The organism is Enterococcus sp. AZ188, assembly GCF_050544075.1.
Classification (GTDB): Bacteria; Bacillota; Bacilli; order Lactobacillales; family Enterococcaceae; genus Enterococcus_D; species Enterococcus_D entomosocium.
In genome coordinates this window covers 1,428,836-1,443,026 of sequence record NZ_CP172943.1, presented here as the reverse complement: position 1 = coordinate 1,443,026, position 14,191 = coordinate 1,428,836, and the positions used below count along the sequence as shown (strand labels likewise).

12 protein-coding genes are annotated in these 14,191 nt (G+C 42.6%); 2 read left to right on the top strand and 10 right to left on the bottom strand.

Going from position 1 to position 14,191, the window contains the following annotated elements:
• Window positions 1-18: 18 nt before the first annotated feature.
• The 9 genes from IGI86_RS06700 to IGI86_RS06660 all read right to left on the bottom strand — a co-directional run bounded on the left by IGI86_RS06700 (window position 19) and on the right by IGI86_RS06660 (window position 9,575).
• Window positions 19-1,512, bottom strand: a complete 1,494-nt coding sequence (locus IGI86_RS06700) for an extracellular solute-binding protein (RefSeq protein ID WP_086317253.1) — start codon at window positions 1,510-1,512, stop codon at window positions 19-21.
• A 3-nt stretch (window positions 1,513-1,515) separates the two neighbouring features.
• Window positions 1,516-3,108 carry a glycoside hydrolase family 43 protein gene (locus tag IGI86_RS06695; protein ID WP_430617838.1) on the bottom strand — a complete coding sequence of 531 codons (1,593 nt, stop codon included), beginning with the start codon at window positions 3,106-3,108 and terminating at the stop codon, window positions 1,516-1,518.
• The gene (locus IGI86_RS06690) at window positions 3,105-3,551 is read right to left on the bottom strand and encodes a DUF4064 domain-containing protein (protein ID WP_430617837.1); all 447 of its coding nucleotides are present in this window, start codon (window positions 3,549-3,551) and stop codon (window positions 3,105-3,107) included. Before IGI86_RS06690 ends, IGI86_RS06695 begins: the two co-directional genes overlap by 4 nt.
• Entirely contained in the window at window positions 3,548-4,465 is a 918-nt protein-coding gene (locus IGI86_RS06685) for a pectinesterase family protein (RefSeq protein WP_430617836.1), read from the bottom strand. The genes IGI86_RS06690 and IGI86_RS06685 overlap by 4 nt, the downstream gene beginning before the upstream one ends.
• A complete protein-coding gene (locus tag IGI86_RS06680) occupies window positions 4,426-5,316 on the bottom strand; it encodes a dienelactone hydrolase family protein (protein ID WP_061053997.1) in 891 nt (296 codons plus the stop codon). The genes IGI86_RS06685 and IGI86_RS06680 overlap by 40 nt, the downstream gene beginning before the upstream one ends.
• Complete coding sequence (locus IGI86_RS06675; RefSeq protein ID WP_373193282.1) at window positions 5,313-6,629, bottom strand: glycoside hydrolase family 28 protein; 1,317 nt, start codon at window positions 6,627-6,629, stop codon at window positions 5,313-5,315. The genes IGI86_RS06680 and IGI86_RS06675 overlap by 4 nt, the downstream gene beginning before the upstream one ends.
• On the bottom strand, window positions 6,626-7,747 hold the full coding sequence (locus tag IGI86_RS06670) for a glycoside hydrolase family 88/105 protein (protein WP_430617835.1): 1,122 nt from the start codon (window positions 7,745-7,747) through the stop codon (window positions 6,626-6,628). Before IGI86_RS06670 ends, IGI86_RS06675 begins: the two co-directional genes overlap by 4 nt.
• A gap of 166 nt (window positions 7,748-7,913) precedes the next feature.
• Window positions 7,914-8,591, bottom strand: a complete 678-nt coding sequence (locus IGI86_RS06665) for a YesL family protein (protein WP_194199470.1) — start codon at window positions 8,589-8,591, stop codon at window positions 7,914-7,916.
• Window positions 8,592-8,606: 15 nt separating this feature from the next.
• On the bottom strand, window positions 8,607-9,575 hold the full coding sequence (locus tag IGI86_RS06660; protein WP_008381525.1) for an ABC transporter permease: 969 nt from the start codon (window positions 9,573-9,575) through the stop codon (window positions 8,607-8,609).
• 259 nt (window positions 9,576-9,834) lie between these two features.
• On the opposite strand from IGI86_RS06660, the gene IGI86_RS06655 reads away from it, so the two are divergent.
• Window positions 9,835-10,722: a carbohydrate ABC transporter permease gene (locus tag IGI86_RS06655; RefSeq protein WP_008381527.1), complete on the top strand. Its 888-nt coding sequence runs from the start codon at window positions 9,835-9,837 to the stop codon at window positions 10,720-10,722.
• Between the two features lie 62 nt (window positions 10,723-10,784).
• Here the strand turns inward: IGI86_RS06655 and IGI86_RS06650 are convergent, their stop codons facing one another.
• Window positions 10,785-12,998, bottom strand: a complete 2,214-nt coding sequence (locus tag IGI86_RS06650) for an AraC family transcriptional regulator (protein ID WP_430617834.1) — start codon at window positions 12,996-12,998, stop codon at window positions 10,785-10,787.
• Between the two features lie 162 nt (window positions 12,999-13,160).
• Here IGI86_RS06650 and IGI86_RS06645 point away from each other — a divergent pair, with 162 nt between their 5' ends.
• On the top strand, window positions 13,161-14,141 hold the full coding sequence (locus IGI86_RS06645) for a LacI family DNA-binding transcriptional regulator (protein WP_430617833.1): 981 nt from the start codon (window positions 13,161-13,163) through the stop codon (window positions 14,139-14,141).
• Window positions 14,142-14,191: the final 50 nt, after the last annotated feature.

The following is a 14,191-nucleotide window of genomic DNA, read 5'->3' as shown; positions in this document are numbered from 1 at the left end:
CAGAACCTTTTGTGACCTTTATTGTTGTGAACGATAATCTTCCGTGAACTCATCAATGATTTGCTGTCCACCATTTCTTAAGAAGGTTTCGATCGCTGTATCAAACCCATCGATCTCGATTTCCCCAGTCATATATTGGTAGTAAGCGTCTGAGATTCCTTCAATCAAGCTTGACCATGAACGATCATAGGTTTCAGAGGTCAGCGATTGTGCAGGATTGATCACCGCAAACTCTTCATTTTCCCGAATCTTTTCATTGGCTAAGTTGACATATGGGTTGCTTGAAGGGAAAACTGTTACTAATTCTGATGGACGAGACGAAGAAAATGGTTGTACTTCTTGTTGCCACTTCGTATCATCTAAACGGACATAGACACCCTCATCATCAATTTCATAATGGACCCCTTCGATCCCTTGCGTCATCAAGGTAAACGGCTCTTCGTCCATCAAATCGTTGATAAATTTCAAAACAACACGTAAGTCTTCTTCGGTTTCAACATTGTTTTTCGGAATGGCTAACCAACCGCCCATTCCACCATTGGTATCAGAAAGGATACGACGTTCCACATTTTCATGGACGATATCATTGATCAAGACCCATTCCATATGCTCTTCATCAGTACCAGCTGCATCATCAATGTAGTTACGTACTTCTTGCAAACCACTCAATACAATCCCACCACGACCTTGAACGATATAGTTCTTCTGATCATTTTTCGCCATTACCGCAAAATCAGAATTCATCCAGCCGTTATCATAGATATTACGGAACCATTCCATTGCTTCTTTGTATTCTGGTTGCATAAAGGATGGCATCACTTCATCATCATCCGTGATCGTAAACCAATTGTCTGCACCAAAGTAACCTGAAAGTGAACGGAACCCAACATTAAAGGACTCATCACGTTCAACGAATCCGACCGTGTCATCTACCCCATTGCCATCTGGGTCTCCTTCTGTAAAGGCTTGTGCCACAGCTGATAATTCTTCTAAAGTCGATGGCACGTCCAACCCTAAATTGTCTAACCAATCTTTTCTTACGAGGACACCATAACGAGCGATCGGTTTTAGAAACGGTACACCATAGATATGACCATCGATCCGAGAAGATTCTAAGCGATCCTCAGAAATTTCTGCCAGATTCGGAAACTCTTCTAAATAGGGTTCCACATCCCAGAACATTCCAGATGCTAGCGAACTACGGACGGTTGTGTTATTGATTTCTGTCAAACTTACGATATCTGCTAAAGAATTTGACGCTAATGCTGCATTCAAGCGTTCTGTTTTTGATGCGTCCGGCACCCATGTAAAGTCGATCTCGACCCCTGTATATTCTTCTAACTGTTGTGTTACATCCCCAGACGGAGGTGAAGCGGTATGCAGCATTGCCATCCAAGAAATACTTGTTTTTTCATCACTTTCTGGTCCATCAGATGAACCTCCGCCATCGCCGCAGCCTGCTAAAAACAGTCCTGCACATAATAATAAACTTGCTACTTTCAACTTTTTCATTCGTTACCCTTCTTTCTCTATTTTTAGGGAATCATCATCGAGCGGATCTTTCCCTTGATACTTAAAGTACGTAAAATCGGCATAGCTTCCAGCAAAGTGATCTAGATCATGGGCACTGATTCCAATGAAATTCCCTGTAAAACCACCAGACAAGAACTGGATGTTTTGCTTTTTAAAGGGATGCCACGTTTGTGATTGCCGATAGAACCATTCTGCTTCTAGATAAGAACCGACTACTTTCAATCCGATCGGCTCACTTGAAGCAGCGAGGGGCAATTTATCTGGGAACAAGTGAAATTCTCCTTCACAACACCGAATCAGACGAAAGATCTTGCCGTCTTTTTCATCATAAGTCACATAGAAAAACAAATAGTTTTCTTCGTTTAAGAACAGCGACAATCCAGCCATCTGATTAAACGATTGGGGGTGGTATTCCATCGCTGTTTCAGCTTCAAAACAAAAGTCTTGTTGACGAATCGCCAATAAGTGCTTATGAAAGTTCGATTGCATCGATTCTCCGCCGATCAATCGCAAATACCCTGGTCGCTTACTCAGATTGCACCACTCTTCATTGGGCAGCAATCGCCTACCGTTCCATGCTTTTTGCAATGATCCTTTAAAATCATCCATAAAAACAGCAGGTGATGCCCTTTGCTTCTGAGCGTCGCTAGCGAGTCTGATGGTTTGATCTGGGATCGTATCATCATTGCTAAGACGCAGCCATCCTTCGTGATCCCAATAGACGGTTTGGAGTGCCGTCTCTCGTCCAAGGATCGCTGCCTCTTCTACTGGCCGAGTCATCAAATAGCTCATGACCCATTCTCCTGATGGTGCAATCGTCAAACTGCCATGACCTGTACATTGAAAAGGGGAATCTTCGCGCTGATAGGCACGCATCATGGGAAAATGCGGATCTACTTCATAAGGCCCAGTGATGGTTTTACTACGACAAACCGTTACCGCATGACCTGCACCCGTTCCTCCTTCTGCCGTCAGTAAGTAATAACACTCATTGTGGTAATAAAGATGCGGTGCTTCAGTCTTCGCCAGCTGGGTTCCAGAAAAAATTGGCACTCTGTCACCGATCAATCGGCCTTGTACTTCAGAGTATTCTTGGAGCACGATCCCCACCGATTTATTTGGTGTATCCTTACGATAATCCCAAAGCGCATTCAATAACCAGATACGCCCCTCTTGATCATGAAACAAGGACGGATCAAAGCCACTACCATTTAAGTAAATGGGCTCACTCCATGGCCCATGAATCGTAGGAGCCGTGATGAGATAGTTTCGACAGTCTTTGAAGGGACGTGTCGTGTTGCGAACATTTGTATAGACACAATAGTATTGTCCGTTTGCGTAACTGATTTGCGGTGCCCAAATGCTGCAATTTGCTGTGTTACCTAATAAAACCACCTGATTGGTCAGAATATCTGTTTCATGGGACCAATTGACTAGATCTCGAGAACAGTAGACCCGAATTCCTGGCAACCACTCAAAGGAAGAAACCGCTAAATAATAAGTATCCTCGACTTTTAAAATACTCGGATCAGGATGAAACCCTCTTAAAATCGGATTATTGATCATTGCCTTCATGCAACCCCTCCTTGTTTGCTGACTGTGTCCGTTGTTTTTTTGTTGTGTCGGTCATCGTGATGGAGAAAACAAAAACCCGCCGCTAAAAAGAAACAAAAGGCAATCGGAAAAGCGATCATTTGACTACCAATCAATGTCACGACACCAGTCAAAAAATAAATAGCACAAGATTGCATTCGATAATTACGATAGCGAACCAGCATCGTCGCCACTGAAACCAATATCAGGAGTGCCAACAGCGTGAAGCCAAACCAAGCACCGAGTGTTTGAAATTGCGCCAATGCTGCTTCTGCCGTCATTTGATTCAGTACAGTGGGAAACACACGTTGAAAGATCTCTTCGAACTGCTGGACAGTCATTTGATTGATCGCCAAGGAAAAGCCGCCCATAAACACCAGAGCGAGAACCATCCCGATCCAGCCAGACCATTTTGCCTTGCTCATTTTTCTATCACTCCTTCGATAGTCACCCATTCAGGACGTTTGGGGCTTGTTTGGTAACAACACATTCGCTCCGTGAACGCGACCGTTTGGTGGCTTGCTGTTTTTCCCCAATCAGACCATCCGCAAGGGGCGAGCTGTTGATCAAAGCAGCAGGATAAAAAGGTGACTTTGGCGTCATTACGCCAAGGACGGCCTAAATAATAGGCTTTGTCCCCTGTCACTCGGCACCGATCGAAGGTTAACCCGCTTGCTTGTTTGCTGGTTGAGGCAGCAGTAACGTAGTTCGTTTGTGGTGTATTTTTACAATGCAAGCGACACTCTTCAAAGGTGGCGGAACCACCGCCAAAAATAAAATCGACTGTTCCACTGATCCTGCAATGCAAAAACAAACTCTGTTGTTGGTCAAAGATTGTTTTTCGCCAAGGACTGATCATTGGTTCGCCTTCTTTGGTATATTTTGGCAATGGACCCAGACACAAGGTATCTTGAAAAGCATCGAGATGACAGCGTTCGAAGCGAATGTCATCCCCTTCGATATAGACGGCAACTGCTTGCCCGACTGCTTGCCCATACCCTGCGTCATTGATGATGGTCAGGTTTTTTACAAAGACTTCTCGGCTATTGATAAAGAGCGTCGCTGTTTGAAAGGTTCCTCTTTTTTGCCCATTTTCATCGGTTTGCTCGGCAGCCAAGTGGTAGCATAAGAACGTGTGGGGTTCCGCGATCAACGTAAGCTGGTTTTTATAGATTTTCACCTGTTCTTGATACACGCCAGAGGCGATCGTGATCTCACAAGGTGCGTTTAAGGCTTCAGCAGCCAACACGGCTGCTTGGATACTCGTAAAATCACCCTTTTGCGGCTCTTTACTAACCTTTAGCTTGATAGGAGGTGCTGTTTTAGAAATTCGATCCACTGCGCTCTCATCTCCTTGGTTTCTTCATGACCGCCTGGCAAGCAACACGCCTGCCAATGCTCCTTGTAGCCTATTGCTTCATAATGCTGCCCGATCTGCTGATCCAAACGAGCGACGCCGCTTGAGGGGCAGCCACGATCCTCTTTGCCAACCAAACTCAAACGCGGGCGTGGTGCGATCTGTTTTTGGATGGCCGCAGTCGTAAAGTCTTTCAACACATTAGGAACATAATAGTAAAACCCATGTTTGCTTAGACAGTCCTCTTCGATCAATGCTTGATAGTCCACTTGTGCTGCCATGTCCACCACCACTGATATCCGTTCATCAAGCGCTGCCAACCACCAGCTCATCAAACCACCCATAGAAAGTCCCAATGTGGCGATAGCGAAATGTTTCACTTCTTTGCGGGAAGCAAGATAGGTCAAAAACTGTTGATTGTCATAGATTCGTTGTCCCCATAATGTTTTGCCTTGCAACAGAAACCGCTTGTAGCTATCATTCTCACCGTTTTTTCGTTCGCCAAAGCCCCACATGTCGATCACCCCAACGGCGACGCCCAACTTCATAAATGTCGCGAATAGGCTTTCTTTTTGCATATAACACGGACTTTGTCGCAGTTCTTCTTTCCCCCTCGTGAAGTCGCCGCCATGAGAATGATTGAACAAAACGAGTGGAACAGGTTGCTGACAGCTGGGATAAGCAAAGTATGCAGGGACATCCTCTTCTTGATTTAATCGTAGAAGTAAATGTTCCAAGGTATAATTTTGCACTTGCTCTTTTGTTTGCTGAACCACTTGTGGTGCAACTTTCATATCAGGACCTAGCAGCTGTAGTAACTGAGGATTCCTCACAAAAAATCTCCTTGAAATGCCAGAGGCTGACGATTCTCAAATGATTGTGTGACGGTGATTTCCCGACTATTCTCGATATGGAACGCTTCAGTTACGCCTTCCAAATTGATACGATCAAACTGAATATTCCTTCCACAGCCAATATAAAAGCCTTGTTTTGTCATCTCTTCAATACCTGTCATCATTGCAGGCTTTCCTGGAATTGGGTGTTCAGCCATAGAGACAGCAATATCTTGGAAAGTGATATCTGAAATAAATTGTTCAGCCAAGCCATAAACAAACCCAGCGGCCGCATGAACATTCCGAGCCGAGATATTTGCAAAATGGATTCTCCGAAAATGAGGGGTTTCCTCGGTGATCGGGTACGGATTTTTATCCCAAACATACTTTTCTTTGCCTTTCGGTCCACAGAAATAGTAAAGATTTAAAGTGAATGGACAGATAACATTATCCATCACAATGTTATTCACTCGAATATCTTCGATCGTTCCGCCACGTCCCCGACGGGATTTCAACCGAATCCCACGATCGGTATCTTGAAAAATACAATTACTGATGGTGACATTACGAATATCGCCGCTCATCTCACTACCTAGAACGACTGCCCCATGCCCATGAAGCATATGGCAATTTACGATCGTGATATTCTCACAAGCGACCCGTTCTTTGGTGTCCTCCGTTCCTGATTTGATGGCGATACAATCATCACCAACATCGATATGACAGTTACTGATGCGGACATTTTTACAAGATTCAGGATCGATCCCATCCGTATTTGGCGAATCCGCTGGATTTTTGATGCGAAGATTATCGATCGTTAGATCTTGGCAAAGAATCGGATTGACGGTCCAACTTGGTGAATCGACAAGACGGATATCTTTCAACGTAATCTGCTGGCAAGAGTCAAAACTGATTAATTTTGGTCGTGGATAAGCAAGCTGTTCGCGGTTTTCCCGAAAGGTCTTCCACCATCTTTGCCCTTGTCCATCAAGCATTCCTAATCCTGTGACAGCGATATTTTCCGCATTCTCGGCATATAAACAAGAGGCATAAACTTCCCGTTTGACCCCTTCCCAGCGAGACACGACGACGGGATAGTCTTTGGGATCATCAGAAAATACTAAGGTCGCCCCCAATAGTAGGTGAAGTTCAATGTTACTTTTTAAAAAGAGCGCACCTGTCGGATAGCGTCCTGCTGAAAAAGTGATTCTGCCTCCTCCTTGTTGATGCAATTCATCAATTTTTTCTTGAATCGCTTCTGTCAACAGACCTTCTTTTCCTTGTAAATCAGCTGTAGTCAATTGGATATTCATTTCTTGCTTCCTTCCTCCGTTAATGGTTGCAGCAGTAAACTCGCTTGTAAAAAGGCACCGTATCCTTTGAAATCATTCGTGATAACGGGTTCACTGATATAGTAAACAAACGTACCATCCCGATTATCTGGTCCACCAAGACCAGCAACTTCACAGTTTCTGATCAGATTCAACCAACCTTCTTCTGTTAAAAAGACAAACTCGTCCAGCAATCCTTGATAGGTCTCTTGGGCAAACACTTGCCATTTTTGATCGATGATCCCTGCTTTGACTGCTTTCGCTGTTGCGTAACAAATCATTGAAGAAGCAGATGCTTCTAAATAATTCCCACGCTCCCTGCCTTTATCTAAGACTTGATACCACACTTTTTTCTGGGGATCTCTTACTTTAGCAAGAGCTTCTAGACAGGAGACAAACATGTTTTCTAATGGATTCTTCTGCTCTGATTCCTTTAATAGCACCATCGTATCTGTGAGAGCCATCATGAACCATCCCATTGACCGTCCCCAGAAATTTTTTGAACAACCGGTCTTGGGATCTGCCCACGGCTGGACTTTTTGTTCATCCCACGCGTGATACAAAAGACCCGTTTTTGGATCTAGGGTATGCGTAAAGCATAAGGTGAATTGCTTGATTACATCTGCCAATGCTTCTTCTTTATCAAATGTCAGTGCGTATTCTGTCAAAAATGGGGCCCCCATATATAAGCCATCTAACCACATTTGATACGGATAGATTTTTTTATGCCAGAACCCGCCTTCGCTTGTTCTTGGCATCTGCTGTAATTGTTGATACAGCGTGTCCAAGGCGATCTTGTATTTTGAAGCACCTGTTTCTTTGTATAGTAAGAATAAACATTTGCCATTATTGATGTAATCGATATTCATCGCATCCATCTGATAGTTTTTGATACAACCGTCTTCGTCAATATAAACATCCATCGTGTTTTGGATATAGTCGAAATAGCGTTTATCACCAGTTTGCTCATAGGCTTCTTTCACGCCTTGTAAAACGACCCCGATGTCATAGGACCATTTTCCGTGATAAATTTTTTCTTTGCATAAGTAGTCATAGCGCTCAAATAATGTGTTCAAAGCAATTTTCGAATAGTTCTTCATGTACGATACTTCCTTTTATTGTAGTCTCCTCAATTCATAGAGCTGTTTCAATGAATCCGTTTTACTGGCTGTATTTCATGAGGGTTCAGCTTGTTCTGCTATTTTTCAGGTGTTTTCTAGTGACCGTTTTGTTCACGGACCAGTAAAAGTCTTTGAGCCGTTTTCTTTAGATAATGACCTCATCTCCTTTACTGGCAACGGTTTGCTCCGTAGTCGATGCCGTTTTTGAAACCACCTGATCTGTTTCAATTGGGTGGATATCTTGAAGAATTTTTTTACCAGCAAGGGCAAAAACACCACCAACTAAGCTGCTCCCCATCAAAATGAGGCCGCTCAAGAAATAGCTGCCAAGGACTAAATAGCCAACGATCAAAATCGACCAACTAATGATCGAATAATGCAGATAGCCTAAACCTAACAACGCACTCCCTCGCAGGATCTCAAACACGGTCACAAAGTTAGTGGCTGCCATGACGGTATACACGTGCATGAATAGAAAGAGAAACGCAATCAAAAAGAGGACATTCGCTACTTGGATAAACCATGGAAATGGCGCAAATATGTTGGTGATCACGATCGCTGCAATGATGAGAAACAACCAACTGATCAGCACCGATTGTCGGAACCGTTCTTTACTATAGTAGAAAAAACTTTTGATCAAAGGCGGTCGTTCGTGAAGACGAAGCCAGCGATCATAATATTTCATCATGGCATACGAGGCTGGTCCGATTCCCAAAAAGATTCCCCCCAGAAGTGTCACACTTAGCCAAAGAAAATGAAGGGCGATCAGGGTCAAAAACGCGGTTAGCCCATCGTTGATTTTCGTGATTTTCTCAATCGTCATATGATCCCCTCTTTCTTAATAGATACCATCTTCCCCAATTTTTTTCGCCAAACGATTCGCAAAGACAACGAGGATCAAACCTACAAGACCTTTAAACAGCCCAACAGCTGTCGAGTAACTCAATTGACCATTTTGAATCCCGGCGGTATAGACAAAGGTATCAAAGATTTGGGCAACCTCACGGTTCATTGAGTTCATTAATAGGAACATATGCTCAAAGCCCATATCTAAGATCGAACCGATTTTTAAAATCATTAAGGTCACAATCGTCGGACGAATACACGGCAACGTGATGTGCCACATTTTACGTAGTTTGCCAGCCCCATCCATATCCGCAGCTTCATAAAGCTGTTCATCAACATTGGTAATAGCGGCTAGATAGACGATCGTCCCCCAACCGGCACCTTTCCAAAGATCTTGGAAAATGTACATTGGACGTAGCCAAGTACGGCTAGTTAAGAATGGGATACGTTCCCCACCAAGACTTTCGATCATGTTATTGATCACACCGCCTTCAGTCGTCAACAGGACGTAGAAGATTGAAACTACGATCACCCACGACATAAAATGAGGCAAATAAATAATCGTCTGGATACTTTTTTTCAAGCGACGGTTATTTACTTCATTTAACATAAGCGCCAATAAAATAGGAAAAGGGAAGGAAATCGTGATATTTAAGAAAAACATGATCAGCGTGTTGCGCATCAACATCACAAAAGTATCTTCAGTAAAGAGCCGAATAAAATGAGTAAACCCAACAAAGGGACTGCCTAAGATCCCTAAGAATGGCTGGTAGTCTTGAAAAGCGATGACTAAACCGCCCATTGGAATGTAACGAAAGATAATAAAATATAAAATACCTGGCAATACCATAATATAGAGCGCACGATTTTTTCTGATTTGCGCCCATTTTTTCTTTTTCAACCGCAGTCGCTGTTCTTCTTCAGTAAGTGGTGAGAAGTAATTATCAACTTTTGTTTCCATACTTGTTCCTCCGAGTTTTTTTGATTTGATAGTCCCATGGTAGCGTGTAAGAAAGATAACGTATATAATCATTTTCTCAGCATTGGAAAGGCATACATTTTTTAGGATTATTTCTCGGTCGAATTGGAAAACCATTGATTTATCAACGTTTGTCATGATTGTGATTTTTTTAACATGTAAAAGTGATTATATACGTTGTCCCCGCCTCATGATACGTTGGAAATACCTATTTAAGTAAAAAAAGATGGAGGTTTTTCCTATGCAACAAACCCTAAAAAAAACGAACCGCCCGAAGAGTGAACGGGTTGTTCAAGGATTTATTATCGGTTTTCTACTACTCTTTACCTTAATGTGTCTCTTGCCTTTTCTGAACATTCTCGGAAGCTCCTTTGCTTCTTCTTCTGAGATTGCGACACGAACATTTATCATTATCCCACGTGAATTTAGCTTAAATGCTTACCGGTATATTCTCTCGACTCCCACGATTTTTACGAGTATTGGTGTTTCCCTTTTTGTGACCATCGTCGGAACGGTTCTTTCAATGATCTTGACCTCTTTTATGGCCTATGCTCTTTCAAGAAAATATTTGCATGGACGTGGCATCTTCAATTTTATTGTCGTATTTACGATGTTGTTTAGCGGAGGGATGATCCCAAGTTTTATTTTGGTACAAAGCCTCGGCTTGATCGATTCTCTCTGGGCACTGATCTTACCGAGTGCCATCAGTGCATATAATATGATCATTATGAGAAACTTTTTCCAAGGGATTCCTGATAGTTTAGAGGAATCAGCAAAAATGGATGGTTGCTCTGATTGGGGCGTCTTTTTCCGTATCATCTTACCTCTTTCCTTACCATCGATTGCGACGATCTCTTTGTTCTACGCTGTTAGTTATTGGAATACTTATCAATCAGCGATTTTGTACATCAATGATTCAGCGAAATGGCCGATCCAAGTGCTCCTTCGACAAATCGTGATTGTCTCCAGCGGGATGAACGCCGATGCCGCTAGTGTCGATGTTGTCCCCCCAGCACAATCCGTGAAAATGGCCGTGATCGTCGTTGCGACTTTGCCAATGTTGATCGCCTATCCATTTGTCCAGAAGTATTTCGTGAAAGGTGCCATGGTTGGTTCCGTCAAAGGGTAGCCAACAGGCAGCAAAGAAAAAAAGCGTTTTTTGATCGTTGATCAAAAAACGCTTTTTTTCTTTTAATCTTTGGATCGTTTGCGATACTCTCCGGGTGTCATCTGTTCTTTCTTTTTGAAAAAGCGGATGAAGTTTTGAGAGTTGGTATATTGTAGGTTGGCGGCGATTTCTTTGATGGTCAAATCGGTTTCTCTTAACCACTTTTTCGCGACTTGCAATCGATAGTTTTGTAAGTAATCGGCGAAATTGATGGATAATTCCTTTTTAAACACATTACTTAAGTAATTGGCATTATAATGCAACTGTTCAGCAATGCTATCTAAGGAGAGATCTTGGTCGTATTGTTGGTGTACGATCAAGACCATCTTTTCAGACAAGGAGCGAATTTCTCGATCTGTTTTGGCTTGTGTCGTTTCAACGATAGGTAAAACTAACTCTTGATAGATGATTTGCTCAACTTTGAACAAACTGGTTTGGTTGAGCACGGATTGATAGACTTTACGACTATTCTGCAAGCTAGTATGATCTGCTCCTAGGAGTTGCCCTAGCTGAACGATACTGTTGATCAACTTAAACAAGGCACTTTCAATCGTCAACGGATTTTTGTTTTCATGAATGATTTCGCGTACGACTTCTGTGTAACTCGTTTTGATGGTCGCTAGATCCCCACTACGCATTGCATCCAAAAAGGTGCTTTCTGCTTCTCTAGGGTACTGAACGATCGCGTTATTGTCTAATTGTGCCGCAATGTCGTCAAAAAAGATAATGACTTCTTCCCCTAAATTCATTCGATAGTGCAAGGCTTCTTTAGCGTTATCAACCGCTAATTTGGTTTCTACGAGGCGGTCGTAGGATTGTGAGACCCCACAACTTATTTTGATTTTCAAGTAATCTTTTGCCGCTTGATGGATCTTTTGACAATAGGTCAATACTTGTTTTTGGTCAACTGATTCAGGAAGCTTTAAAATTGTTCCTTGGGTTTCTTGACTGGAGATGATTGGCTGAAAACGCAAATTGGCCGGAATGATTTCAGAAACGAGATTCTCGATGGCAAGCAAGAAAATATCAATAGTCGCTGTTTCTCGTCCACACAAATCATCGATTTGAATCAGTAATACGGCAAAGTGTTCCGTTTCGGATACTTCATACCCAAATTGTGACAGTTTTAAGTGACTATCTGCTTCTGAGATACAGCCGCGAAACAAGTTTAATAGAAACAAGGATTCTAACTCGGGCTTTTGATGTTCAACTTTAACAGCAAGATCGTGGTTTTGATGTAAGACCTGGTCGATATCGGAAATCAACTGATTAACTTCTAATTTCTGACCTTGTTTTTTTGGCTTTAAAAGCTCACCGATCCGATTGATGGGTGAGGTAGCCACGATCGCAATGCGATAGGATACTAATAAAAAGAGGATGATCAAAAGACTGCCAATCACGATCAAACCGCTTCTTAATTCACGGATTGCTTGCGAAACACTGGCAGGTGCCAGACGGATCACATGATACCACTGATTGTAATCCGATTGTGTGACCACATACTTATTGTTTTCTTTGTCAGTGAAGATACCATCGTCGTGGGCAGCTGCGATCATTGTTTCGTGTAAGTCAGAATCGATCACTTCACCATTATCGAAAAGCAGTTGTCCGTCCGCATGAAAAATATTCAAAAAGGAATCGTCATGATCTGCCACCAACTGCGCAATGGTATGGTCTTGGATTTCAGCGATCCCCAAAGCAGTGGTTTCCTGTCGAAACACAGGCAGCGTCATCACCATTTTTAAATAGCCATCTTCTGGCAACCAATACAAGTAGCGTTGGTTGTCGATCAACGCTTGAAAAGCAGCGAATTCAGTATCATCGATCTGTTTTAAGGAGCCTTCTTCGATTTTCCAATGCTGATTCAAATTCACCAATTGGTAGCTGGCGTTTTCGATCCCCATCACACCAATGTAAGCAAGTTGCGAATTGATCTCTCGCACTTGTCGATAATTCGTCACGGAAAATGGCTGTTCCATCGTATCGGAAAAGCTTTGAGTACTGCTATATGTAGAAAAGGCATACTCCACCATCTGAATTTTTTGATCCAGATTTTCTTTGACTTGGTTGACCAAATTATGTTGACTTTGCAAAAACGTTTCTTGAATGTTTTGATACGTTCGATGATAAATGACCCCGCTAAATCCAACGATTAAAGCGCTACCAATTAGAAAAATCAAAATAAATATTTTATAAAACAAGTTGGATGTTTGATGATAGCTTAAAAAGAATTTCATAGACTCCCTCCCATTACCTAACTATCTTCTTTTATACTAGCACATCCCAGAAAAAGTTCCTATGTTATTTTGAAAAATGTTTCACGTGTGCATCCTTGGTGTATTGACATTCTCGTGGGAACAAGCTATGCTTGAATCAAGCAAAAAGGAAGAAGGTTTTCTATGGTCACGATCAAAGATATCGCCAAAGTCGCTGGTGTTTCACATACAACTGTTTCTCGTGCGTTAAACGATAGCCCATTAATCAAGCCAGAAACAAAAAAGAAGATCGCAGCCATCGCTGAATCTTTACACTATGTGCCCAATGTCAATGCCAAAAGTCTGGTGAATCAGAAATCTTATATCATTGGTCTTTATTTTTCTCATCTATCCATTGGTACTTCCGATAGCTTTTTAGTCGAAGTGATCAAAGGAATCAGTGATACCCTACCATCCGAATATACTTTGGCGGTTCATGAATTATTGCAATCCGATACATTTGATGAAGAGCCGAATCGCCTAGATGGAGCGATCGTGATGAGTCAAAGTGATCGTGATGACGGCTTTATCGCTGCTCTTTCAAAGAAAAACATTCCCATCGTCGTTTTGAATCGTCAATTGCGGGATGCAACCTTGATGAATGTCACTAGTAATGATGCCCAAGGGGTCTATCAAATGATCACCTATGTGCTTGAACAAGGCTTTCGAAAGATCGCCATGATCGAAGGGATCGCTTCCTTTGGCTCCGCTAGAGAGCGCCGCAAAGGATTTATGAAAGCGATTCAAGAAAAGCAGCTTGTCTGCCCGAAAGAATACTTCGTAGCTGGCGACTACTCGTTGGAAAGTGGTCAGCTGGGTGCCCAGCAACTACTCGCTTTACCTGAACCACCTGAAGTGATTTTTTGCGCCAATGATGATATGGCGATCGGGGCGATCAATGCCTGTCATCAAGCAGGACGAAAGATCCCAGAGGAGATCGGTATCATCGGTTTTGATGATAGTTCTTTTTCTCCCTATACGTATCCCCCATTAACAACGATCCGCAAACCAGTCTATGAAATGAGTCAATTGGCAGCAACTCTGCTGTTGCAAGCATTTGCCAATCAAGTAGTTGAGAAACAACATTTCTTTGATACCTCGTTAATCATTCGTCAATCGCTGTAAGCCTCTTGTTTTCAAGAGCGCTTACGCAAAAATGTTAACGTGTGCATAAC

Coding starts and splice junctions, on each gene's coding strand:
- IGI86_RS06675 (WP_373193282.1), bottom strand. CDS start 6,629: ATGAATATCCAATTGACTACAGCTGATTTACAAGGAAAAGAAGGTCTG.
- IGI86_RS06670 (WP_430617835.1), bottom strand. CDS start 7,747: ATGAAGAACTATTCGAAAATTGCTTTGAACACATTATTTGAGCGCTAT.
- IGI86_RS06660 (WP_008381525.1), bottom strand. CDS start 9,575: ATGGAAACAAAAGTTGATAATTACTTCTCACCACTTACTGAAGAAGAA.
- IGI86_RS06690 (WP_430617837.1), bottom strand. CDS start 3,551: ATGAGCAAGGCAAAATGGTCTGGCTGGATCGGGATGGTTCTCGCTCTG.
- IGI86_RS06700 (WP_086317253.1), bottom strand. CDS start 1,512: ATGAAAAAGTTGAAAGTAGCAAGTTTATTATTATGTGCAGGACTGTTT.
- IGI86_RS06695 (WP_430617838.1), bottom strand. CDS start 3,108: ATGAAGGCAATGATCAATAATCCGATTTTAAGAGGGTTTCATCCTGAT.
- IGI86_RS06645 (WP_430617833.1), top strand. CDS start 13,161: ATGGTCACGATCAAAGATATCGCCAAAGTCGCTGGTGTTTCACATACA.
- IGI86_RS06655 (WP_008381527.1), top strand. CDS start 9,835: ATGCAACAAACCCTAAAAAAAACGAACCGCCCGAAGAGTGAACGGGTT.
- IGI86_RS06665 (WP_194199470.1), bottom strand. CDS start 8,591: ATGACGATTGAGAAAATCACGAAAATCAACGATGGGCTAACCGCGTTT.
- IGI86_RS06650 (WP_430617834.1), bottom strand. CDS start 12,998: ATGAAATTCTTTTTAAGCTATCATCAAACATCCAACTTGTTTTATAAA.